The organism is Nicoliella spurrieriana, assembly GCF_023380205.1.
Classification (GTDB): Bacteria; Bacillota; Bacilli; order Lactobacillales; family Lactobacillaceae; genus Nicoliella; species Nicoliella spurrieriana.
The window spans coordinates 294482-319356 of record NZ_CP093360.1 but is presented as its reverse complement, the minus strand read 5'-3'; the positions used below and the strand labels follow the sequence as shown (position 1 = coordinate 319356).

Genomic DNA, 24875 nt, shown 5'->3' with positions numbered 1-24875 from the left:
CCTATCATAGGAGCATCCATTGATTTCACTAACTTAAATTAATTTTATTTAATCGTATTTTAATTTATAAAAAGTTTGATTATCAAACTTAATAACGTTAAAATCAATTTTACAAAATTAACAATTAGGTATATTATTAGAAAATAATTAAAAGGAGGTTCCAATATGAGTGAAACTACTTATAGCAATTTTAATTTATACGATGGTGAAACGGATCACGTTACAGCCAATAGCTGGATGACGGTTGATGATGATACTGGGAAGTTAGTCAAAGTGGGGACCGGTGATGGGCCCAGTGATTCAGTTGATTTACATAATAAATACGTCATGCCAGGGCTGATTAATGCCCATACCCACATTACGATGGATGAAGCTAAGGGTGACGGTGGTACCGACGTTAACAAGATTCGAATGACCGTTCGTTCGGAAAAGCACCTGCATCAATTACTCGAATCTGGGGTTACATATATTAGAGAGTGTGGTAGCTGTTACGATGAAGATATCACGTTAAATCAATTAGCTCAGCTGGGTGAATTAACCAAAGTTCCCCATATTCTCCCATCAGGGAAGCCATATTCAATGACCGGCGGACATGGCGATTTGCCTAACTTTGCCCACCTAGTTGATTCACCAGATGCAATGCGACACGCAGTAAGAAAGGGTCTTAAAAAGGGGGCCATGTCGATCAAAATCATGGCAACCGGTGGGGTAATGACCGAAGGTGATAACATGGTTAACCCCCAACTCAGTGTCGAAGAAATGAAGGTAGCCGTGGATGAAGCCCACCACAAGGGTCGTATCGTGGCCGCTCATGCTGAGGGGAATCCTGGAATCATGAACGCCATTAAAGCCGGGGTGGACTCGGTCGAACATGGCTTTTACGTCAACGATGAAGAAATTGAAATGATGTTAAAGCAGGGAACCTACCTAACACCGACCCTGATTGCTGGTTGGGGCGTAGCCGAATTAGGTAAGGGTAAGTTACCTGACTGGGAATTGAAAAAGATGCAAGATGCAATGGATGATGCATTTGCCAATGTTAAGAATGCTTGGCAAAAGGGAGTGCCCGTAACCCTCGGGACCGATGCTGGAACACCGTTCAACGACTTTTTCATGACGCCAGATGAACTAGCATTAATGGTCGCACATGAAGATGTCACGCCATTTGAGGCCCTTCAAACGTCATTTAATAGCGCTAAGTTAATGGGCGTGGATCAAGAATATGGATCATTAAAACCAGGTAAGTATGCGGACTTCTTGGTCTTAGATGCTAATCCGTTAGCAGATGTTAGGGCAGTTAAACAACGGGATAAGCAGGTGTACTTAGCGGGCAAACGTGAATATTAAAAAGCATTGAATAGCACAAGTAGGATTAAATCAATTATCAGAGAGGTTTCAAATTGGTGTAAGAAACTAATTGATTAATCGTGAAAATCAGCTATGAGCTACCGGGTGATAATGTAACCTAGGTTGGGAATTCCCATTACAGAATCTACAAATCAATTGGTTTGTTAGAGTGATAGCGATAACTAATCGTTATAACAGAGGTGGTACCGCGCTTAAAGCGTCCTTGATTTCATTATGGAATGAAGGACGCTTTTTTTATTATTAAATAAATGAAGGGATTGATTCAATATGCAAAATGGGGTTCAAAATCAAGATTTATTTACTTTAAAATCAGTTACACAACCAGTGAAGGGAGAGCATTTTTATTTCTTTTTAGAAAATAATGTTGATCAAAAGAGTAATGCATACCAAAGCAACGTTGTTAGTTTAGATTCACAACACCATTATAAACAATGGACGAACGGTGGATTAAATTTAAATCCGGTGGTCACTAAAACTGATTTAGTATACTTACATCAATCAGCTGATAAGACTAGTGTAATGAAAATGCCATTGGATGGTGGGGTAGCGCATTCAGTATATGAGCATCAAACGATTCAATCGATGCTGTTAACTGGCGATCAAACGACATTATTTTTTAAAACGGTGGATTCTAATGTTAAAACTAAATATAGCACGACCGCTTTTCCAACGTCACGTCACGTAACTAAGCTATTCAATCGGGCCGATGGGGTGGGTTGGTTACCTAATGATTTAAGGTATCGTTTGGTTCGGCTGGATTTAGATAGCCTAACTGCATCAACTGTTTTTGAAAGTAAGACTAATTTTAACTTAAATTCGGTAAATGATGATGGCACCTTAGTTGCATATACGCAGCAAAATCATCCCGAGATGACCACTGATTACGATGCTTCGATGGGGGTTTATCTATTTAACCTGGCGAATCATGAAACCACATTTGTTACTAAGGATGTTCCTGATGGCATTTTTTCAGATGTCGAGTTTGCACCTGATGGTCAAAAACTGGCGTTAGTTGGTAATACGAATGTGCATCCAATGTGTACGGTCAATAATCTTTGGCGCTATGATTTAAAAAGTCATCAGTTGGCAAATGTAACTGGGGATGATGACGAGTTTGATTGTGGGTTTGCACCGGGAGTGGGCGCCTGTTTAGCTGCTGACTTTGTCCAACACCAATCATGTAAGAGTGTTCGTTGGCTAGACAGTGATCGCTGTGTCGTTGCAGCTTATCATCATGGAATGAGTGCACTATTACTAAATACGGGATTAAAGTACGAATCAGTTTACCAGGATGAAAGTGAAGTCTATGATTTTTGCGTTTTGGACGCGCACCAACTACTATTAAGTGTTTCGAAGCAGGAACAACCGAATGAACTTTGCCGCTTATCGTTATCAAATCAAGCATTAACTAGTTTATATAATCCTAATTTAGAATATGAGAAGGACCATGAATACGCTAAGCACAGTCATTTTACATATCGATCGACTGATGATCAGGTCGACCTAGACGGTTGGGTCCTCCATGCTAACCATTCTGACCTCAGTCCGGTCATCCTGTATATTCACGGTGGCCCCCATTATGCATACGGGGAAACCTTCTTTCATGAATTTCAAACGCTTGCAAATAATGGGTATTCAGTTGTCTTTGTAAATCCACGGGGCTCCACGACCTACGGACAGGCATTTGAGACGGATGTAGTTAACCATTATGGCGAAAATGACTACTTAGACTTAATGGCTGGGTTAGAATACGCATTAGCTAACTATTCAACGTTGGATGCCAAGAATGTTTTTGTTGCTGGTGGTTCTTACGGTGGTTTTATGTCTTCATGGATGATTGGGCACACCGATCGCTTTAAAGCGGCCTGTGTTCAAAGGCCAGCGACTGACTGGCATTCCTTTTATGGCACCAGTGATATTGGTTTTTGGTTCTGTCGAAATCAACTGGGGCTGGACCTGTTCAACGACAAAGATGCATTGGCCGTCTATTGGGATAAGTCACCGTTGAAGTATGCCCATAATGTTACTACGCCGGTGAGAATTCAACATGGTGAATATGATATGCGCTGTCCGTTGAATCAAAGTGAAGCGTTATTTACCGCCGTTAAGCAAACCGGAACGGATTGTGATTACGTTAGATATCCACAATCATTTCATGGATTATCCAGGAATGGGTTGCCGAATTTAAGAATGCAAAGAATCGATGATGTGTTAGAATGGTTTAATCGGTATCGAAATTAAAAACAAAGCCGCTGAAGGGTGCATGACCCTCAGCGGCTTTGTTTATGGCAATAATTATTTTAATTCAGCTAATGATTCTTGGATAGAGGCATCTAAAATGTCCATTCCTGCATTCAATTGATCTTCGGTTACCACTAGTGGACATAAGAAGCGAATAACGTTACTTTTAACGCCCGCCATTTCAATTACCAGACCCTTGGAAACAGCAGTTTGGATAATTTTGGCCACTAATTCTGGATATGGTTCTTTACTATCCCGATCCTTCACAAATTCTAATCCCACCATGCTACCAATGCCACGTACATCACCGATTTCTTCGTATTTATCTTGAAGCGCTTCGAAACCTTCCTTGGCAAGTTTACCGACCTTTAATGCCCGATCAGCTAATTTTTCATTTTCGATAATGTCCAAAACTTGCAGTCCTGATGCACAAGCAAGGGCGTTTCCACCAAAGGTACCACCAATTCCACCAACGATTACGTCTTGGACTTTATCCATAATATCAACTCCAGCAGTGACTCCGGATAATGGAACGCCTGCTGCAATTGACTTTGCCATTGCAATGATATCAGGAGCACAGCCATTTTCCTTCCAGTAGTTGGATACGAATAGGCGTCCGGAACGCGCAAATCCAGTTTGGACTTCGTCTGCAATCAACATGATGCCGTGTTCGTCACAAATTTTGCGGAGTGCTTTTACATATTCAAACGGAGCGGGAATGAAACCACCTTCACCTTGAATTGGTTCCATAACGAATGCAGCCACTTGATTGGCTGGGACCCCTTGTTCAAAAATGTATTGAATATTATCTAAATAGTATTGAATGCTTTCTTCTTTAGAATAACCCTTTGGAGCGCGGTATAGGTATGGGAACGTAGCTCGATAAACGCCACCCATTGCTGGTTCAATCCCAGCGGAGAATGTTTTTTTAGCGGTTAAGGTGGAAGTTAGGGCAGTTCTACCATGAAAGGCGCCGGAAAAGGCAATGATGTTACTGCGTCCGGTATACGCCTTAGCGATTTTAACCGCATTTTCAATTGCTTCAGCTCCAGAATTAACGAACATGGTTTTATTAACTCCCTGTTTGGTTGGGGCGAGCGCATTGATTCGTTCTGCTAGGTCAATATAACCCTTGTGGGTGCTGATGTTAGCCATACTGTGAAAAAAGTTATCAGCTTGGTTCTTTACCGCCTCAACCACCTTCGGTTGACCATATCCGACGTTCATTACACCAACGCCACCGACCCAATCAACAAATCGATTGCCGTCGACATCTTCGATCATGGCTCCCTGCCCGCGTTTGATAACTAATGGATAATTACATAGAACGGCTGAAGGGACGTTTTTAGCACGGCGATCTAAAATTGCCTGTGCCTTTGGTCCGGGAAAGACTCCAGTTACGCTAGGGAGAGAATCTCTTAAACTTGTTAAATCTGCAGTGTTTGGCATACAACAACACACCTTTCATTGAGAACTAAACATTCATCAAAATAAATTTTTATGCATTCAATTGCTAAAACCAACATTTGAATTAATAAGAATGTTACCACGAAAAAAATTAAAAGCAATAGTTAAATTAGAAAAAGATTAAATTATAATAATAAAAACATTGCAATTTGCTAATTTTAATAATATAATTCTCAAAATCAATGAATTATGAATGCTATTTAAATTAATTGTTCGGATTTATATAGAAATTAATTAATCAACCAATTAATGAATCTTCAATTGATTGATAGTATAAAAATTCATTAGGTGAATTTATTATTAATTGCTTGTAGTTGCTAGTAAAAAAGGGGTGCTGTTATATGGACGAAAAAACTAATTCTGGTGAATTAATTCAAACAACATATGTTGATGAGCATGAGGAATCGAATTTAAAGCCCAATTCGCTATCATTCTTTGAAGTGATTGGGGAGTCAATTGCAAACATTGCGCCCACCGCAACACCGGTGATGAACATCGCGGTGGTATTTGCCCTAGCTGGAAATAGTACTTGGATTGCATATCTATTTGCAACGGTAGCCTGTATTTTATTGGCAAAACAAATTAATGTGTTTGCAAAACGATATGCAACTTCTGGTAGCATTTATACCTATGTTAATAAAAGCATTGGGCGCAGAGCAGGGTTTGTAGCGGGATCTAGTATCTTCTTTGCATACATTACGACAGCGGTTTCCATGATGGGTGGATTTGCAATTTATTTGCACAATTTATTAGCATATTTCAATCTATCAGTTCCATACTACATCCTTGCAGCGATTGGCATTATAAGCGTTTGGTTCATGGCGCAGCGCGGCGTTGAACTGTCGACTAGGGCAATGATGGTTCTAGAAATGACATCGGTCTCATTAATTTCGATTTTAGGATTGATCATTTTAGCTACGCATCATTTTGACATTAATCCGAATAACGTTGATTTTACAAATATTTCAATGGGAAACGTCACTTCCGGTTTGGTATTAGCATTTTTTGGGTTTGTTGGGTTCGAAGGGGCTGCTTCAATGGGGAAGGAAGCTAAGAAACCACTAAGAAACGTCCCCCGCGCCGTTATGATTAGTCCCATCATTGCCGGAGTGTTCTTCATCATTATGTCAATGGTAATGATTATGGGCTTCAACGGTAGTGGGCATAATTTAGGAACTTCCACCAATCCGCTTTCATTTTTATCAGAAGCCAACCACGTTGGATTCTTTGGCTACTGTATTACCCTGGGGGCGACAATTAGTTTTTGGTCCGGAAGCGTTGGTATCATTACTGCCGGTTCTAGAATTATGATGCGGATGGGCCATGAACACTATCTACCGAAGGTGGTCACTAAGGTCAACGAAAAGAAAAGAACTCCAACGATTTCAATTGGGATCCTAAGTTTATTAATTGGTTCCTTAATTGTTGGATTTTCAGCTTTTACCCAGATTAGCGATGCGTATGACTGGTTCAGTACGATTGCGGTTTGGGGATTCTTGGTCCCATACCTAATGGTAACGATTAGTGCACCCATTTTTCTGCGTAAATTAAATGAATTGAAAGTTAGGGATGTTTTAATGTCGTTGATTACTGGCATCCTATTGATCATTCCGATTGTGGGTAGTATCTATCCACAACCACAAGGGATTGCTAGCATTTTCCCATACATCTTTGTTGGATGGATTATCATTACTTCGATTCTTGGTGAGTATCGGTACAAAAAGGATTCAGTCAAAGAGAAGTAAGCAATTAACTTGAAAACGAAGGAATGTGGTAGCTCCTAGTTTCTTGAATTTGGATTCGTTTGGTTAAATAAATTAAAAAGGATATGATAATATGCCACTGATGAGAATTGACGTTATTAAGGGTCATGATGAAAAATATTTACAAGCTTTATTAGATACATCCTACCAAGTATTACTAAATACGTTTGGGGTTCCTGATGGCGATCGCTATCAAATTATCACTCAGCATGAGCCATTTGAGATGAATATTTTAGATGCTGGATTGGGAATTGAGCGAAGTAAAGATGTGGTGGTATTTCAAATTACCACCCGGTCTCGAAATGTAACCCAAAAGCGTGCGTTCTATGAACAATTAGCAAATGGACTGAAGGAGCGAATCGGTCTAGATCCTAAGGATTTAATGGTCAGTCTTTCGACTAACGGGGACTCAGACTGGAGTTTTGGTTATGGCAAAGCTCAATTTGTGGATGGCCCACTTCATTAAAATTGAAAAGTGAACTAATCCTAAAATGTGTGGTAGGAATTGTTTTGGATTTGGGAAGGAATCATTAAAACAAATAATGATAAGCGATTAGCGTAACCGATTTAAAAAATCGGTTACGCTTTTTAATTAGAATTAGATTAATTAAAAATTAGTATTTTGTAATTTTAAATTAAAATACGAACTATTTTTGTACTTTATTCCAAATAATTAAGTGTTTAGTTAAGATATGATGGTTACAAGATATTAATTTAGTTAAGAAGTGATCAGTAATTACTTCTGGCTATAAATCCAATTCATTAACTGATAACGTAAAATGATTACGTTAAATACGGGAGGTAATTGCTTATGCAAAGTGTAGTGAATAACGAGGAAATTAGTCCAGAGTTAACCATCCCCGACGAACTATTGCCGATTAAGGATGATCAAAGAAAGATTGGGAAATTAGCTTATATGTCAATGTGGCTAGGTGATGGTTTTAACATTGGTAATATAACGGTGGGGTCATCAATTGTGGTTGCTGGAGTTGCAACCATGAATTTACTCCAAACGGTTGTAGCTGCGGCCATTGCAATTGCAATTGTATCATTAATATTTGCGTTGAATGATCGGTTTGGTTATGAAACTGGGGTTCCGTATGTAATGCAATTACGATTATCATTTGGCAAGAACGGTGCTAAGTTTTCAAGTCTATTTAGGGGGGTTCCGTCCCTAGTATGGTTCGGATTCCAAAGTTGGACGGGAGCATTGGCACTTAATGAAATTGCTAAGATCATAACTAACAATGGTTTTAACAACGTTGCAATTTGCTTTACATTTTTAATGATCGTTCAATTGATCTTATCAATCCGGGGCTTTAAATTCATTAAGAACATTACTTCAGTCGTATCTGTTATCATGATGGTTTCCTTACTCAGTTTATTTATCATTCTATTGGTTAACCATGGTAGTGCGATTAGCCAAACCCTAGTGCAATCAAAGGGTTCATGGGGAATTCAGTTTTTCGGGTTTATTGTAGCATTCTTAGGTAACTATACTGCTATTTTTGAGTCGGCAGCTGATTACTCAAGGGAATTAAAACCCGGGATTAGTAATTGCAAACGGGGCTTCTTATACTTCTTACCAATTGGTTTCTCATATGGGATTACGCTGTTAACTGGTGCCATGTTATCTGCAGTTACTGGTATCGCTAGTCCGGTGGATGCAATGTCACACATCTTTAACAATCATGTGATTATGCTTTTGGTTTCATTGTTTATCGTTTTAGGGGTAATTACTACTAATGCGGTGGCTAATATTACGCCAACTACTTACGTATTGACCTCCTTATTAAAACTACCGCGTAAACTATCACTCGTGTTAGTTACAGGATTAGCAGTATTTACATGCCCATGGCTACTAGTTGGTGATTCATCATCACAAGGATTGACCATTTTTATTCATTCCTATGCAATCTTTTTAGGACCATTGACTGCAATTATTCTGATTGAATATTATATCGTGAGGAAAAGAAAGGTGGATCTGGACCAACTATACCGGGATGATATTAGGAAAATTAATTGGAAAGCGTTTGCAGCCTTGATTGCAGGAGCGCTGTTTGCACTGACCCAAATTGAATTATCATGGTTAATCGGATTTGCCGTATCAGCAGTGGTTTACTTAACTGTTAATAAATTAAGCAAATCAGATACTGCAAATATCATCTAATTAGTTTATGTATCACCACCAACCATATTTTATGTTTGGTGGTGCTTAAAGATACGGTTCAATTAATCCAGCGCCTGAAAGATTGGTTCCGGATTAATTGTCGTTACTAGCTACTAATGCTCATTTGGATTTAATGGATCAACATCATCGTGGTTATCAATTGCTTGTTTATAAATATTAACTTTTTCATTCAGAAACTGCAGATTCCGTTGAGCTTCAGTTACCCTTTGAATTGCTAAATCACGTTCATCCTTTATCATTTGAAACCGCTCGTTTATACTATCGGTGCCCATTTTACATAGGTCAACGTATTGTTTGATTTGTTTAATCGACATCCCAGTACTGCGGAGCATTTTACAACCACGAAGCCACTCTAATGCATCGTGGTCAAAAATCCGTTCGTTTTGTGAATTGCGCTTTACGGTAGGAACTAGTCCTAAATTGGTGTAATAACGAACCGTATACTCAGTCAGATTTAGTTTTTGAGCAACCTTTTTAACCGTCAACAATTTTAATCCTCCAAATTGATTTGAATTATTTCTTTTCTGGAACTGAATTAACGATCCATTCCACAGTCTTGGGATCGTGTAGATTCATAAATGAGCTTTCATTGGTATCCATGTTTTCAATCGATTCCATATCTGCGTCACTTAAAGTAAAGTCCCAAATATCAATATTTTGTCGCATTCGTTCAATACTATTAGATTTTGGAATAATAATGATATCCTTTTGCGTCAAGAACCGCAGTGCAACTTGAGAAGCAGTCTTTTGATACTGTTTACCAATTTTAGTTAAAATGGGATTAGTAAAGATATCGTGTTTACCATTAGCGAATGGCCCCCATGATTCTAACTTAGTTCCATACTTATTAGTATACGCTTGCATTTCTTTTTGTTGAAAGAAAACATGGGTCTCCATTTGATCAACGGCCGGTTTAATCCTAGCAAAATGCTGAATATCGATGTATCGATCACTATTATAGTTGGAGACACCAATTGCTCTGATTTTGCCTTCGTCGTAGAGGTCCTCTAATGCGCGATAAGCAGAATAGGAATCGCCAAATGGTTGGTGTAATAGTACTAGATCAATATAATCAGTTCTTAATTTTTTTAATGATGCTTCAATTGAAGCACGCGTTTTTGCATACTCAAATTCAGTGATCCAAACTTTAGTCGTAATGAAAATATCATTGCGACTAATTTCACTTTCTTCAATGGCTGCACCAACAGCATCCTCGTTATGATACTGTTGAGCAGTATCGATTGTTCGATAACCAACTGATAAGGCGTTTTTCACAGCTTGTTTACAATTTTCAAATCCATCAATGCGGTAAACACCAAACCCTTCCGCCGGCATTTCCACTCCGTTGTTCAACTTAACATTAGGTACATTTGTCATTAAAAAGCTTCCTTTCATTATTTAATAAGACTACTATAAAGGGTTTAGGTAACTCTAATGCAAATAAATCCACTTAAATATTTAAATGAAAAGTTGTAAGATTGGCTGGTGAAGAGCTTTCAGTAGGATTAAAATAAACCATAATCAATTCGTTTAAAATTCAAACGATAGAAAGTAGGTTCAATGATGAAATGGATGTGTAGACAATTTAATGAATTAACCAATTATCAAGTTTGGGAAATGTACTATATTAGAGCTGCAACTTTTTGTTTTGAACAAAATCGAACGGTTCCGGATGTTGATCGGCAAGATTTAACTGCTACGCATGTTCTGGGATATGATGATAACGAACACTTAGTAGCATACGCTCGTTTTTATGAAGTTGATGATTATTTAGACTTTGGACGGGTCCTAATTGTACCATCAGTACGCGGAACTGGATTGGGCAATCAACTAATGGAATATCTATTGAATTGTATTAATGAGGTTAACGCATCACAGCGGGCCATCATTATTACCGCCCAGGCTGATAAGCAGGGCTTTTATGAAAAATTTGGCTTTAAAGCTGAAGGTAACGTTTTTATTGAAGCTCAAACACCACATATTAAAATGGTGAAGAGTTAAGAGCCACCTAATGATCATCACTAGTCCTGACTTTTAAAATAATGCTAATCATTAGGGAATGTTTTGTGCTATTATCTTAGTTAATTCAATATAGGTAGGGTGAAAATAATGGATAAAAAGAATTGTATCGTTGATGGTGAAGAGTTTAACGTAAATGATGGATATTTATTAGGCGAAATTGATTCCACGGTGATGGGGCATATTCGACATGACTATCCTAAGGCTAAGGATGATGATTTTATTTGTAATCACCATGCCATTCACTATCAATTGGAAATGATTGATCAATTAATTAGTAATAATGAAACTAAGAATAAAAAAATCGAACAAAAGCTAACCGATGCTTTAAATGAAAGCAATTACCAAATTCAAAATATTAATGATCAGCTGAATCAAACCGCTACGTTTGGCGAACGGGTAGCAGATTTAGTTGCTAAATTTGGTGGTAGTTGGAGTTTTATCATTGTTTTTGTATTCTTCTTGCTAGCATGGATGTTTATTAACGTTGTTCATTTATTTGGAGCTAAGTTTGATCCATACCCGTTTATTTTACTTAACTTAGCATTAAGTTGTATTGCCGCTTTACAATCACCAATTATTATGATGAGTCAAAATCGGTCGGGCCATCGTGATGAATTGTCCTCAGATAATGATTATCACGTGAATTTAAAATCAGAAAATGAGCTGCGCAGTTTACACGCTAAATTAGACCAAATTAACAATAATTCGATTCCAAGTAGTTTTAAAATTAGTCAAGCGCAACTTTCATCATTAGGTGAAATTAATGATAAGTTGGATTCGATGGGAAAAGAAATTGATGCCCTAAAAGTAGCTGTGAATAAGCAACCCAAATAGTAAATTAAAACGGAGTGATTTAAATGTTAGTCTCAACAACTGAGCATATTGGTAAAGAGTATGAAGTGATTGGCGAAGTCTTTGGAATGACGACCCAATCCAGAAACATTGGTAGTAACCTTGCCGCTGGAATTAAAAATATCTTCGGTGGAGAAATCAAGGGATACACTCAAATGATGGAAGATGCCCGTGATGAATCAGTACAGCGATTGAAGGAAAACGCGAAAAAAATGGGTGCTGACGCAGTGGTGATGATGCGGTTTGATTCCGGATCAATCGGCAATGACATGCAATCAGTTGCAGCTTATGGAACGGCGGTTAAGTATGTTGATGAGCGGATTAGTGATTGATTATAGTCAATTAGATTGATAGTTCGTTTTTGATTAATAATAATTGTGTTTTGATTAATCTTAGATTAATATTTAGTTAATTTTTGGTTGACTTTTATAATTTGGGTGTTATTATTGCTTTAACTAATAAAAAGAAAGGAGTTGCCGCGAATGTTTTTTGATAATTCATCAATGTGCATGTGTCAAAACTGTAAGTTATCACTGCGTGGTAGCTCCTTTTTGGTGCACGTAAATTGTTGAATTAAGTTATCCAAGTTTAGATAAGTGATTAATTCAATTGTGTCCATCCAGAGCCTCTGCCCGGTGAAATTCATCGGTGCAGGGGCTTTTTTTATTACCAAAATTTCTTAGGGGTGATGTGTTGATGAGTTTGAATAAGCAAGCGGTATTAGACGCGTTTCAAAATAAGCAGGAGGGAGCAGTGCCATTTTCAGTTTGGCACCACTTTAACCCGGATGAGCATGTTGAAGCTAGCCGGGATCCAAAAATCTTTCAAAATGACGTAGCGAAAGAGCCCCAGTTCGTGAATGCTGTGGATCCAGATTTTATTAAATTGATGGATGATGGGTATTTCACGTATGACTTTAATAACGTTCGTGATCCTAAAGATTTAGCTGAGTTATCAAAAATTACCGAAATCGCTAGTAACGATAAATGGTTAACGGAACAAGCACGCCTGTTTCATGAGCAATTGGACCGATTAACGGAAGCGGAGCGGGATAGAGTCATTTTAAGTAACGTCTTTTCAGCCGTATCGGTATTTAAGTGGTCATTAGTTAAGGAATTACCTAGCACTGAACTTGCATTGGGGGACAAACGCTTTGCAGATTTATATACGCAAAATCCGCAGGTGGTAATTAACGCTTTAAAAGTGATCAATCAAGATATTAAAAAGCAAATTGAAGTCGGTCTTAATGCTGGTGTAAACGGGGTCTTCTTCAGTACTCAGGAAATTCAAGATGACCGCGTTGGCAATGAATTTTTTGAAAATGTGCAGAAACCACTGGATCAAGAATTAATTAACTTAATCAACCGCGATTTTAAGATTGGCATCTTACACATTTGTGGATTTGATGGGGCGACTAATCATTTACCGGGGTTTGTTGATTACCAACTACCAGTTGTAAATTGGGCTACTAAAGTCGACGGCTATACCCTGGGTGAGGGAAAGCAATTATTTAAGGATAAGGTTGTTTTTGGTGGTCTGGGCAATACCATCAGTGACGTTTTATTTAGTGGGAATCGTGATCAAATTACAACTGCAATCGACGCTCTTTTAGATGAATCGGGAACAAAAGGGGTCATCATTGGATCCGATTGTACAGTTCCACGCGATACACCAGTTGAACATATTAAGTGGGCTGCTGAGGCTGCCCATACCTATCAGCAACGACACTAAGATATTAAATCAAAAATTGGAGTGATTATTATGGCATTAAGTAGAGCAGAAGTATTAGCAGCATTTTCCGGAGCAACCGAAACCCAGGTTCCATTTTCAGTTTGGCATCATTTTAATCCGAATGCACATACACTAGCAACGGTGAGCTCGGCTATTTTTAAAAACGATGTGAACGGTGAGCATGAATACGTTAAAAATGTGGACTCTGATTTTGTCAAATTAATGGATGATGGGTATTTTACCTACGGATTGCAGGATGTTGATGACCCGAGCGACTTGAACAGCTTAGCTCAAATTAAGGAAATTAACGATGATAACCCATGGCTGACTGGCCAATATGAATTAATTAGCCAACAAATTGCTGGAATTGAGGGGCAAAAGATTATTTTTAGTAATGTTTTTTCAGCAATTACCCTGTTCAAATGGGCGTTGGGGATGAATACGCCAAACCAAGATACCAGTAAATCCAATCAACTATTTGCTGATTTATATTTGAAAGCTCCCAAAATTGTAACGAATGCTTTAAAAGTGATTAATCAAGATATCATTAAACAGGTTCAAATTGGTAAGCAAGCGGGCGTTAACGGGGTCTTCTTTAGTACCCAAGAAATTCAGGATGCGCGAATTGACCAAGATTTCTTTGAATCCGTTCAAAAACCACTAGATCAAGAAATTATCAATGCGATTAATCATGATTTTGAACTAGGGATCTTACATGTTTGTGGGCATAACGGAGCTAAAAACCATCTACCCTGGTTCGTGGATTACGATTTACCAATTATTAACTGGTCAACTGATATTGATGGCTATCCGCTGAGTGCCGGTAAACAGCTCTTTGACAATAAGGTCGTGTTAGGTGGCCTAGGCAGTACCGAATCCGATTTGCTATATAAGGGGACCCAAACTCAAATTCAGGCTAAGGTCGACCAATTAATTGATGATGCTGGCACCGCAGGGGTCATCATCGGTGCAGATTGTACGATTCCTCGTGATACTCCAGATGAACATATTAGGTGGGCCGCAGAAGCAGCGCACTCCTACCTGGATAGAAAGAAGGCTAGGTAATGGCACTTTTACAAATTAAGAACTTAAAAAAGGCGTTCAACCAAAAAGTAGTTTTAAATGATGTCAATCTGGATGTTAATCAGGGGGATGTAATTGCCATTATTGGCCCTAGTGGCTCCGGGAAGACTACGTTTTTAAAAAGTATCAACCTATTAGAAACGCCGGATAGTGGTGAATTAGATTTCAACGCCCATCAATTTCAGTTTAATAAAATTAGTCAAGCTGATCGATTAGCGATTCGAAGAAAAATTGCGATGGTGTTTCAAAACTACGCCCTGTTTAAGAATAAAACAGCATTGGAAAATATTACTGAGGGCTTAATTTACGGGCGGCATATTGATAAGCAGCAAGCTGAACAACGAGCGTTAGCAGAACTCAAGTTAGTGAACTTAACGGATAAACGGGATTTTTATCCATCCCAATTATCTGGGGGCCAACAGCAACGAATCGGAATTGCGCGGGCGACTGCATTGGATCCGGAAATCATTTTGTTTGATGAACCCACATCCGCATTGGATCCAGAATTAGTGGGCACCGTAATTGAAGATATCGACCGGCTAGCTAAAAACGGGCAGACCATGATTGTGGTCACCCACTTGATGTCATTTGCAAGAAGCGTAGCGAATAAGGTGCTCTTCTTTGAAAATGGGAATATCTTAGCAGCTGGCTCACCGGAAGAAATTTTGGACCACCCTGAAAACGAGCGGATTCAAAAGTTTCTATCGGCAATTTCTAAGGATAGTTAGGGGGCTAAAACATGAATTTACTATCAATCATAAACGGCCTGCTTTCTGGGCTCCCCAATACGTTGATCATTTTATTATTTTCATTTGTGTTATCGAGCATCATTGGGTTAGCGGTAGTTTGGTTATCACTGCAAAATGAGTCTGTTTCTAAAACGATTGCAAGGGCTTATACGGGGTTATCGCGAGGGACCCCACCTTTATTAATGTTACTGTTAGCCTACTATGAATTACCCCGATTGTTACAATTTATTGGGATTAATGCGCAAGATTGGAGTAAGAACCTATTTGCCATCTTTGGATTGGCAGTGGGCTTTGGTGGTTACATGGGGGAGGTCTTTAGGTCCGCATTTGATGCCGTTGATCCGGTCCAATTTGAAGCCGCCTATTCGGTTGGGATGGAACGAAGGGATATCTTAAAGGAGATTATATTACCCCAGGTCTTTCAGATTGCGTTACCGAACATTCAAAATATGTTTTTAGGGTTTCTAAAAGCATCCTCTCTGGTGTATGTCATCGGAATTTCTGATATGTATCGGGATGCTACGAACCTAGCCAACGTTAATCAAGGGGTCTTTCAACTGCAGATTTTCGTTGTCTTGGGACTAATCTATTGGTTAATTACGATTTTCTTTGATTATTTATTTAATTTATACATTCAAAAACATAATTATATCTAAGGGGTGGTGAATAAAAATGGATTTTAAATTTATGCTTGATTCATTCCCTAAGTTAGTCTCAGTGCTACCGATTACACTTTACATCGCAATTTTAGGAACTGTAATTGGACTAGGATTAGCAATTTTAATTTCAATCGTTAGGGAAAGAAAGACGCCGATTTTGTCACCACTACTTAGTTTATATGTTTCTGTATTTCGTGGGGTGCCGATAATTGTGCAAATTTACATTGTTTATTATGGGCTGCCGAGAATCCTTTATGATTTTGCAAAAACGGGTGCCAACGGGCGGGGGTTAGTCCTCCCCAGCCTATTGATTGGAATCGTTGCGTTTTCATTAAATGCATCGGCTAATTTATCCGAGTCGATTCGCTCAGCTTATCATTCGATCGATCGGTCCCAATACGATGCCGCAATTGCCATTGGGTTAACCAGGTTCGAAGCAATTAAACGCATTGTATTCCCACAAATGGTTCCTAATTTTATCCCGAATTTTTCGAATGTATTTTTAGATCTAATTAAGGATACCGCATTGGTCTATAACATTGGCATTATTGAAGTAATGGGAAAGGCGAACATTTTAGCATCGTTTGGTTTTAACTACTTAGAAGCATACTTAGATGCATTAGTAATCTATTTAGTAGTCTGCTTTATCTTTGCAAAGTTATTATTATTTGCCGAAACCAAAATTAGAAAAGTTGTTTTTTCATAAAATTAAATTAGATTGGGAGCGATGAACATGTCAAAAAAAGCGTATATTTATACTGGAGTGATTGCAGCAGTGGTGGTTGTGATTGGAGCGGCACATCTATTTAGTCAAAAATCACAAACTGCATCTAAGAACCATGTCCAAGTAATTAACGTTGCTGGAGTAGCAGCTAACCGTCCGTATACCTATGCTGATGGTAATAAAATTGGTGGGTATGATGGTGAGTTATTCCAAGAATTGGATAAGAAGTTACCACAATATAAATTTAAGTATTCCACTACGTCACAGAACTCCGTCTTCGTCGGTCTGGAATCCGGGAAGTATGACATTGCATCTTCCGGATTTTGGTATTCGAAGCAACGGGCTGAAAAATACCTATTCTCAGCTCCAACGGGGGTAGCTGATTTAAGATTAGTTTACAGGAAGGATGAAAAGCCAATCAATGGGTTTGCAGATATTGCAAAGCGCAACTTAAAATTAGCACCGATCTCTAGTGATGATGCTAGATATAACTTCGTTGAAGACTATAATAAGCAACATCCGAAGGCAAAGGTGAATTTGGAAGCGATTGGCGATGTGTCATCAGGGGATGCACTTAAGCAGCTCCAACAAAAGCAATTTGATGCCGTCTTTTATCCATACCAAGCCTATATTGGCGTGAAGGATGCCGGTGGTGCTAAGGGACTGACCGTTTCCAAGTCGGTGGGGGTCAAGAATGATTACTTTGTTGCCAATAATAGTGAGAAGAATAAGCAGCTGCTTAAGGCCATTAATGCGGAACTAAAGAAGCTAAAGGCCAGTGGGTATTTAGACCGGCTTGCTAAAAAGTGGTTAGGTGAAGATACATTCAAATTACCGGGCGCAGAAAAGAACTTTACCAACCCCAAGGGTTAAACATAACTTAAATTAATGGATCTTAGTGGTGATTAAATTCCCAGTAAGATCCATTTTGTGGTTGCATGGTTAATCATATGTAATGTCGGGACTACCGACTAATTAGTGTTCTAATTGATATTGATTCAATTGATTTACAATCTCATCCACAATTTGTGCTGGGGTTTTATCGTTAACATCGATGATAATATCGGCTAATTGTTCGTACTTTGGTTGTCTAGCGTGCTTTAGTTCGATTAAACCGGTGGCACCTAATTCCTGGAAAAGTGGTCTGGACTCCACGTCATCCTTTAATAATCGCTTTAAAACCGTTTCATCAGTGGCGTTTAAAAAAACGGTAGGGGTAGGATGTTGAACTAGTAAATCAAAATTAGCATCTTGAACGGGGGTTCCACCGCCAGTGGAGACAATTCCATCCAATTCCAATGCATCGATTAGGGTCTGGTGTTCAAATTCACGAAATTGGGCCTCCCCAAATTGCTCAAAGTAAGCAGGAATTTTAAATCCAGATTGCTTTTCGATTAATTGATCTAAATCATGATGTTCAATTGCTAACTTATGGCTTAGGGCATCTGCAATCGTACTTTTACCGCTGCCCATGAAGCCGATTAAAATTAATTTCATTTTGCATCCTCCATTTCTTGACGAGCCCTTTGCGCCATTGTAATGCTGCGCTTCATTGCATCATTGTCATGACGTTTAATTGCCGTTTTGAGGGCCTTTAAATTTTTTTCAAAGAGTTCAATTTGTTGAATTAAATCATCACCACTACTGTTCATAATTGAAGTCCACATTTTAGAATCACTCATTGCAATCCGGGTAGTGTCTAATAAACCACCTGCTGGCACGCTAGGATCGACGTTTAGTGCCTTTAATTCGGGACTGATCGTATTCATTAACGTAAAAGCGATTGCGTGGGGGAGGTAGCTAATTGCGCTTACAATTTGGTCGTGTTGGTCAGGAGTCACTAATTGAAAATTAAATTCACCACTCCCTAATAGGGCCTTAAATTGGTTAACTTGATTTTTCGTAGCATTGCCATTGACTAAAAAGTAAGTATGATCCGCTAACATGTTAACGCTGCCGTTAGCACTACCAGTTAAATGCGACCCAGCCATTGGATGGCCACCCAAGAACGTCCCACCGCTATTGATGAAATCATCCGCGGCGTTTAAAATCATCCGCTTACTGCTGCCAACGTCAGTTACTAATGCGTTGGGTTTTAACTTTAGATACTTTAGGGCCTCTAAACTGTTGATAATGATGTCCACGGGAGTCGCTAGAATAATGCAATCAGCTTTTTGACTCCCAGCTTCGAACGAAGTTTGCTGATCGAGTAAGTGGTGTTCAACCATGAATGCGGTATTTTGGGGATTAATATCGTTCCCCATAACGATAACATCAGGGCGCGTGGCCTTGATGATCCTTGCAATTGAGCTGCCAATCAATCCGAGCCCGTTTATAAACACTGATTCCATCGCTGGATCAACTCCTTAACTTTGCTAAATCATCACTAAACGTAGGGTATGAGATATTGATGCAGTCAAAATCCTTAATGGTGACCGGTTGCTTTAATAATAATGATGCAATTTTAAGCGTCATTGCAATTCGATGATCCTTATGGCTATCTAGGTTAGGATCTACTAAGTGCCAAGGTTTACTTCCGTCAATGATAAATCCATCGCGTAGTTCCTCAATTGCAATCCCCAATTTTTTAAACTCGGTCGCAATAACGTTCAATCGATCTGATTCCTTGAAGCGCAATTCCTCTGCTCCCGTAATCTTACTAGTCCCATTGGCCCGCGCTGCTAGTAAGGCCAATAGTGGGACTTCATCCACTAAGCCCGGAATTTCATCACTACCAACTGTAAATGGAGTTAATGCACCCGCTTCGACTGTGATATCGGCACTTGGTTCTGCATCGCCAGTCTGGTTTTCAATCCTGATTTTAGCACCGGCCCGTTTTAAAACGTTGATAATTCCAGCCCGGGTGGGATTAATCCCAACATTTTGAATGGTTACCTTTGAATTTGGGATAACAGCAGCGGCAACTAAGAAGAATGCTGCTGATGACATATCTCCAGGAACGGTAATTGCTTGCCCGGTTAATGAATGACGGGGATGAATAATAATTTGATTAGCGTGTTTTTCAATGCTATTGGGGCTAAAGCGCATCAGCATGTTTTCAGTATGGTCACGCGATTTGACCGGTTCGATAATGGTGGTGTTCCCATCTGCATTTAGTGCGGCTAAAATAATGGCACTTTTAACCTGCGCGCTAGCCACTGGCATGGTGTACTCAATTCCGTGCAGTCGACTGCCATCGATGGTCATTGGGAGGTGATTATCAGTAGCATGAATCTTTGCGCCCATTTCACTAAGGGGGGTGATGATTCGTTTCATTGGCCGTTTTGAAAGTGAAGCATCACCCACCACTTCACTTGAAAATGATTGCCCAGCTAATAATCCGCTGATTAAGCGAGTGGACGTCCCAGAATTACCCATGTTGAGTTTAACACTAGGATCCTTTAGGCCATTAATGCCCACTCCATGGACTTTAATTTGCTGATTCTGCTCATCGATTTTAACCCCTAGGTTTTGAAAGACTGCCATCGTTGAAAGACAATCAGCCGAACGCAGAAAATTATTGATGGTGGTGGTTCCATGGCTAATGGCCCCTAGGATAATGCTACGATGAGAGATACTCTTATCACCGGGAACGCTTATGGTTCCATTTAATTGATTGTTAGTTTCCATCCTGATTGCTCCTTAGAAGTTCTTTAGCTCATCACGGTATTCAGTAAGTTGTTGCTTTAAACGAACCATGTTACTACCATCAAACGTATCGGTAATCGCCTTGGCTAGTTCGATGGCAACGACACTTTCAATTACGATCGATGCTGGAACGATGGCCGTGGTATCAGAACGCTCTACGTTTGCTTTTTTCACTTCTTTACTATTAATATCAGCACTTTGGAGGGGCTTGTAAAGCGTTGGGATTGGCTTCATTGCAGCTTTAACGATGACCGGCATGCCGTTAGTCATCCCACCTTCAAAACCACCTAAGTGGTCTGAATTTCTAGAGAAACCACTGCCTGCTTGCCAGTCGATTTCATCCATTACCTGACTCCCGTGCTCCTCGGCATCCTTAAAACCATCACCGATTTCGACACCCTTCATGGCGTTAACGCCCATTACAGCAGCTGCTAGCTTAGCATCGAGCTTGGTATCCCAACTAATGTAGCTTCCCAATCCGGCAGGGACGTTTTGGGCAACGACTCTAATGACTCCACCCACGGTATCTCCATTGCGTTTGGTTTCATCGATTAACTGATGGATTTTATCCACTGCATCTGAATCGATCACCCGTAAATCGTTTTGCTTAATTGCTGTTTCAATCTTAGCAATGTCGGTAGGTTGACTATTATCAGCATTGATGCCGCCCACTGATTCAACGTAACCACTAATTTTAATATCTAATTGGTTCAATAGTTGTTTACAAATATTCCCAATTGCCACCCGCATTGCCGTTTCACGAGCGGAGGAACGTTCTAACACGTTTCTTAGGTCCCGGTGGTTGTATTTCATGCCACCCACTAAGTCCGCATGACCTGGTCTAGGGCGGGTCACTTGGCGCAACGTATTTTCCTTAGTGGCCGGACTAGTGGGGTTCATAATTTCAGACCAATGCGCATGGTCACGGTTCTTAACGGTTAGCGCAATTGGGGATCCTAGTGTGATTCCATGGCGGATACCACCAGTGATAATGACTTGGTCGTGTTCGATTTTTTGACGATTGCCACGTCCATAACCACCCTGTCTAGCTGCTAGGGCGGCGTTGATTTGGTCAACGTCAACGGTTAATCCGGCTGGAATGCCTTCAATAATTCCGCTAAGTTCTGGTCCGTGTGATTCGCCTGCTGTTAAGTAGTACATATTAATCATCCTTTATTATTGATTTTGGTTTAGTTTAGTTTGGTATTGCTTGGAGTTATTCATGATGTTTTGAATAATGTTTTGATTGTAACTTACTAATTCTGGATCGCTGGTCAATTGTTTAATCTTAGCTAAGACATCAGCTTCACGGTGTTGATCCTCAGTGGGTAATTGATGCTCCTGCTTAAAATTTTGCACGTCTTTGACGGCCTTAAATCGTTGTTCCAACAGGGAGACTAATTGAGCATCAATTTGATTGATCTTAGCTCTGGCATCGTCTAATTGATTGGTCTTAGGTTGGATTAAGAAGGTGATGATTGCTGCAACTAATCCGACTAGGGCCACCACGATATCACCGGTTAAAATGTTTTGTTCACCGAAGCGGATTAAAAATCCGGTAATAATTGGAATTGAAAACGATGCGATGCTGCCGAACATGAAAAAGATTCCGGTAAAGATTCCCTTATGATGATTGTAAAGTGAGAGTAATTGATTCAAAGCAACTTGCATTAATCCGCCGGCAGCACTAAGTCCAAATGCAAATGCTGCAACTGATGAAATGTATGGAGAATGACTAAAGCTAACGGTGGCAATTGCAATTACCGAAACAATATTCAGTCCAAGAAAAACATGGCGTTGAACGTCAAAGCGTTTTAAGATTGCAAATGATAATAATACTCCGGTGATGGAACCAATACTGTAAAGGGACAATAAGAGGTGTGAAGTAACATCACTAAAGCCGATCTTAGTGGCAAAGATGGTAATCCACTGGGTGAACCAAATCATAACTGCCATTGAAGTAAATCCGTAAACGAATAGTGAGCCAGTAATGAGCGCCTTCGCTCCTTTACTCATTTTAACAGCTTTACTAATGACTTGATCGTTATTTTGAATAAACTTTGGAAACTTACAACTAGCAATATTAATGATGTTAATTACTAACACAATTGCTGGAATTAAAAATGAAATTCCGAACCAGAGTTGGTGGCCCTTTAAAAAGAGGATGATGATTGGCAAACAAAATTCACCCACCGAAATGAAGGCCTTTAATAAAATACTGTTGGAACTATTATTGCTGTCCAGTTCTGAAAATAGGGGGTAGGTTGCTGAATCCAGTGCTGAATTCCCCACCCCTGCGATAATTGACATTCCGTAGGCAATTACTAGGGAGTGGTTCAGCGGCGTCACAATGAAGAATACCAGGTATGTAAGCATTCCAATCATCAGGGTGGTTTTCCGACCGAATCGATCAGAAATAAAGCCCATGATGAGGTAAGCGATTAACCGTCCAATTCCAATTCCAGATAGGACAAAAGATGCAACTGCTAGGCTACTTCCCCAGCTCTGTGCTAGTGGGATTAGGTTTTGCGTTAAAATGATCAACGCGAACCCATGAACAAAGTAGTTAAGGAATAATCTCGTTCTAAGTCTAATTTGATTCATATCCGTTTCCTCCTTATTGTGGTGCAACGACTTGTAAGATCGTTGCTAGTTGCGGACTAGTAATTTGGCCCGGCGCTGATTGCGCTTTATTAGTAATGCTCCCGAAAGTAATTACCGAACCGGTCAATTGACCGCTAATTCTAGTAATGATACCTAATGCACCCATTGCCATGCTAATGATTGGGATCATTAGGCTTTGATTAGCACGGTGGGAAGCCGTCATAAATCTTAATACATCATCAACGTTAGTGGGCATCACCGCAATTTTAGCAATATCACAATTCAGCGCCTGCATTGATTGCCATTTTTGGGCTAGAAAGTGATCATCTGGAGTCTGTTTGAAATTATGGTGACTGCCAATTACGAGTTGATGGTGTTGATGGGCTAGGTCAATAATGCTAGCGGCACCGAGTTGGTTGATTTCAACATCGACGAGGTGGAAACCAGTCTTAATAATTACCTTTAAGACTGCTGGGTAGTCATGTTCAATTGGGTTGAAGTTACCACCCTCAGTAGTTGTCCGGAGGGTAGCGATGATCGGTGTTTTGGGAAAGCTAGTTTGAATTAGTTGTTTTGCACTTTTGATGGTGGCTTCATTGAGAACTGCTAAAAAATCAATTCGTAGCTCGATCAAATCCACGCTGGCAGTATCAATTAATGCGAGTTGTTGTTCAATTTCCGCATCATCTTTGCCAGTAATGGGAACCGCAATCTTGGGTTTCGTATCGCTTAGTTGGGTGTTTTCAATCGTAATCGTTTTCATTTTAATGGCCATCCTTTTTAGAAATTGCCTTTTCAACAACGTCGATTGGCATATCTTCACCGGTCCACAGTTTAAAGGCGGCTGCCCCTTGTTCGATCATCATCCCTAGGCCATTGTAGACTTCAGTGAGTCCGGCTGATTTAGCGATTTGCATTAATTTAGTTTCACGGGGGGCATAAACGGTATCGAAAACGACTAAGTCCTTGTGGAACCAACTAGGATCGTTGATGAGGCTCATGTCCTCTAATGGTTTCATTCCAACTCCCGTGGCATCGCAGTAGATATCAGCATCGGCAATGGCAGCTTTGAATGCTGCTTGGTTTTCTAATGCTTCGACACTGGCTTTACAATCAGTCCGTTCATTAATGATTTTTGCGATGCGCTTTGCATTATCTAGATTTTTATCGCTGCGGTTAAAGATTTTAACTTCGCTTAACCCTTCCATAGCTGATTGAATTGCGATTGGCGTACCGGCGCCACCGGCACCGGCTAATACCATTTTCTTACCCGCAACCGGATGCCCCTTTTTCTTAAGGTCGGTAGTGAACCCGACCCCATCAGTTGTATAACCAGTCAAGACCCCGTGATCATTAACGACGGTATTCACAGCTTGATTTAACTCTGCTGAGATGTCTAACTTATCCAAGTACTTGATAATCCGTTGTTTGTTAGGCATTGAAACGTTGATTCCACGCATATCAAGGGTGCGAATGGCATTTACGCCAGCTTCTAGCCGATCTGAGTCAATGTCGAATGCCAAGTAGGCGTAGTTCAAATTTAATTTTTCAAATGCGGCGTTATGCATGGTAGGGGACATGGAGTGGCGAATTGGGTATGCCATTAAACCAATTAAAAAGGTGTGACCATCAATGTTACTCATTATAAAAACTTCCTTTCTTAAACAAAAAAACCAGCTAAGTGATTTATTCACCTAGCTGGCCTAATACTTTAATTTCGTCGAAGAAATCGTATTATCATGAACCCTAGCTAGATGAACTTCGCACCTAGCT

General features: G+C 39.8%; 24 protein-coding genes and 1 other annotated feature. Of the genes, 14 read left to right on the top strand and 10 right to left on the bottom strand.

Annotation, left to right across the window (positions count from 1 at the left end; genetic code table 11):
- Nucleotides 1–165 precede the first annotated feature (165 nt).
- Together MOO44_RS01565 and MOO44_RS01560 are read left to right on the top strand one after the other, a co-directional pair.
- Nucleotides 166–1347 carry a metal-dependent hydrolase family protein gene (locus MOO44_RS01565; protein ID WP_260115844.1) on the top strand — a complete coding sequence of 394 codons (1182 nt, stop codon included), beginning with the start codon at nt 166–168 and terminating at the stop codon, nt 1345–1347.
- Nucleotides 1345–1575: a binding site (T-box leader), on the top strand. (Overlaps the previous gene by 3 nt.)
- 60 nt (nt 1576–1635) lie before the next feature.
- The gene (locus MOO44_RS01560) at nt 1636–3609 is read left to right on the top strand and encodes an alpha/beta hydrolase family protein (protein ID WP_260115843.1); all 1974 of its coding nucleotides are present in this window, start codon (nt 1636–1638) and stop codon (nt 3607–3609) included.
- Between the two features lie 54 nt (nt 3610–3663).
- Here MOO44_RS01560 and MOO44_RS01555 read toward each other — a convergent pair whose 3' ends face one another.
- A complete protein-coding gene (locus MOO44_RS01555; RefSeq protein ID WP_260115842.1) occupies nt 3664–5058 on the bottom strand; it encodes an aspartate aminotransferase family protein in 1395 nt (464 codons plus the stop codon).
- Between the two features lie 359 nt (nt 5059–5417).
- On the opposite strand from MOO44_RS01555, the gene MOO44_RS01550 reads away from it, so the two are divergent.
- From MOO44_RS01550 to MOO44_RS01540, 3 genes are all read left to right on the top strand, one after another.
- Nucleotides 5418–6821, top strand: a complete 1404-nt coding sequence (locus tag MOO44_RS01550) for an APC family permease (protein ID WP_260115841.1) — start codon at nt 5418–5420, stop codon at nt 6819–6821.
- Between the two features lie 91 nt (nt 6822–6912).
- On the top strand, nt 6913–7305 hold the full coding sequence (locus tag MOO44_RS01545) for a tautomerase family protein (RefSeq protein WP_260115840.1): 393 nt from the start codon (nt 6913–6915) through the stop codon (nt 7303–7305).
- Nucleotides 7306–7650: 345 nt separating this feature from the next.
- Nucleotides 7651–9009 carry an NCS1 family transporter gene (locus tag MOO44_RS01540; RefSeq protein WP_260115839.1) on the top strand — a complete coding sequence of 453 codons (1359 nt, stop codon included), beginning with the start codon at nt 7651–7653 and terminating at the stop codon, nt 9007–9009.
- A gap of 113 nt (nt 9010–9122) precedes the next feature.
- Here the strand turns inward: MOO44_RS01540 and MOO44_RS01535 are convergent, their stop codons facing one another.
- Both MOO44_RS01535 and MOO44_RS01530 read right to left on the bottom strand, forming a co-directional pair.
- Complete coding sequence (locus tag MOO44_RS01535) at nt 9123–9518, bottom strand: MerR family transcriptional regulator (RefSeq protein WP_260115838.1); 396 nt, start codon at nt 9516–9518, stop codon at nt 9123–9125.
- Nucleotides 9519–9543: 25 nt separating this feature from the next.
- A complete protein-coding gene (locus MOO44_RS01530) occupies nt 9544–10407 on the bottom strand; it encodes an aldo/keto reductase (RefSeq protein ID WP_260115837.1) in 864 nt (287 codons plus the stop codon).
- Between the two features lie 240 nt (nt 10408–10647).
- Here MOO44_RS01530 and MOO44_RS01525 point away from each other — a divergent pair, with 240 nt between their 5' ends.
- The 9 genes from MOO44_RS01525 (at nt 10648) to MOO44_RS01485 (ending at nt 17723) form a co-directional block, all read left to right on the top strand.
- Complete coding sequence (locus MOO44_RS01525; protein ID WP_260115836.1) at nt 10648–11031, top strand: GNAT family N-acetyltransferase; 384 nt, start codon at nt 10648–10650, stop codon at nt 11029–11031.
- A 108-nt stretch (nt 11032–11139) separates the two neighbouring features.
- Nucleotides 11140–11886 (top strand): DUF1003 domain-containing protein, encoded by a 747-nt coding sequence (locus tag MOO44_RS01520; RefSeq protein WP_260115835.1) that lies wholly within the window; start codon nt 11140–11142, stop codon nt 11884–11886.
- A gap of 23 nt (nt 11887–11909) precedes the next feature.
- The gene (locus MOO44_RS01515) at nt 11910–12236 is read left to right on the top strand and encodes a heavy metal-binding domain-containing protein (RefSeq protein WP_260115834.1); all 327 of its coding nucleotides are present in this window, start codon (nt 11910–11912) and stop codon (nt 12234–12236) included.
- A 364-nt stretch (nt 12237–12600) separates the two neighbouring features.
- A complete protein-coding gene (locus MOO44_RS01510) occupies nt 12601–13635 on the top strand; it encodes a uroporphyrinogen decarboxylase family protein (RefSeq protein ID WP_260115833.1) in 1035 nt (344 codons plus the stop codon).
- Nucleotides 13636–13665: 30 nt separating this feature from the next.
- Nucleotides 13666–14700: a uroporphyrinogen decarboxylase family protein gene (locus MOO44_RS01505; protein ID WP_260115832.1), complete on the top strand. Its 1035-nt coding sequence runs from the start codon at nt 13666–13668 to the stop codon at nt 14698–14700.
- A complete protein-coding gene (locus MOO44_RS01500) occupies nt 14700–15446 on the top strand; it encodes an amino acid ABC transporter ATP-binding protein (protein WP_260115831.1) in 747 nt (248 codons plus the stop codon). Before MOO44_RS01505 ends, MOO44_RS01500 begins: the two co-directional genes overlap by 1 nt.
- Before the next feature lie 11 nt (nt 15447–15457).
- Complete coding sequence (locus MOO44_RS01495) at nt 15458–16123, top strand: amino acid ABC transporter permease (protein WP_260115830.1); 666 nt, start codon at nt 15458–15460, stop codon at nt 16121–16123.
- Nucleotides 16124–16139: 16 nt separating this feature from the next.
- Nucleotides 16140–16832 (top strand): amino acid ABC transporter permease, encoded by a 693-nt coding sequence (locus tag MOO44_RS01490; protein WP_260115829.1) that lies wholly within the window; start codon nt 16140–16142, stop codon nt 16830–16832.
- 27 nt (nt 16833–16859) lie between these two features.
- Complete coding sequence (locus MOO44_RS01485; protein ID WP_260115828.1) at nt 16860–17723, top strand: transporter substrate-binding domain-containing protein; 864 nt, start codon at nt 16860–16862, stop codon at nt 17721–17723.
- A gap of 102 nt (nt 17724–17825) precedes the next feature.
- Here the strand turns inward: MOO44_RS01485 and MOO44_RS01480 are convergent, their stop codons facing one another.
- Genes MOO44_RS01480 through MOO44_RS01450 form a run of 7 tightly spaced genes read right to left on the bottom strand, consistent with a single transcriptional unit; the run spans nt 17826 to nt 24745 of the window.
- A complete protein-coding gene (locus MOO44_RS01480) occupies nt 17826–18347 on the bottom strand; it encodes a shikimate kinase (protein WP_260115827.1) in 522 nt (173 codons plus the stop codon).
- Nucleotides 18344–19201: a prephenate dehydrogenase gene (locus MOO44_RS01475; protein WP_260115826.1), complete on the bottom strand. Its 858-nt coding sequence runs from the start codon at nt 19199–19201 to the stop codon at nt 18344–18346. The genes MOO44_RS01480 and MOO44_RS01475 overlap by 4 nt, the downstream gene beginning before the upstream one ends.
- A gap of 7 nt (nt 19202–19208) precedes the next feature.
- Nucleotides 19209–20480: a 3-phosphoshikimate 1-carboxyvinyltransferase gene (aroA, locus tag MOO44_RS01470; RefSeq protein ID WP_260115825.1), complete on the bottom strand. Its 1272-nt coding sequence runs from the start codon at nt 20478–20480 to the stop codon at nt 19209–19211.
- 12 nt (nt 20481–20492) lie between these two features.
- Nucleotides 20493–21668 (bottom strand): chorismate synthase, encoded by a 1176-nt coding sequence (gene aroC / locus MOO44_RS01465; RefSeq protein WP_260115824.1) that lies wholly within the window; start codon nt 21666–21668, stop codon nt 20493–20495.
- Nucleotides 21669–21674: 6 nt separating this feature from the next.
- Nucleotides 21675–23102 carry an MFS transporter gene (locus MOO44_RS01460; protein WP_260115823.1) on the bottom strand — a complete coding sequence of 476 codons (1428 nt, stop codon included), beginning with the start codon at nt 23100–23102 and terminating at the stop codon, nt 21675–21677.
- 13 nt (nt 23103–23115) lie between these two features.
- Entirely contained in the window at nt 23116–23865 is a 750-nt protein-coding gene (aroD, locus tag MOO44_RS01455; RefSeq protein ID WP_260115822.1) for a type I 3-dehydroquinate dehydratase, read from the bottom strand.
- A 1-nt stretch (nt 23866) separates the two neighbouring features.
- Nucleotides 23867–24745 carry a shikimate dehydrogenase gene (locus tag MOO44_RS01450; RefSeq protein WP_260115821.1) on the bottom strand — a complete coding sequence of 293 codons (879 nt, stop codon included), beginning with the start codon at nt 24743–24745 and terminating at the stop codon, nt 23867–23869.
- Nucleotides 24746–24875: the final 130 nt, after the last annotated feature.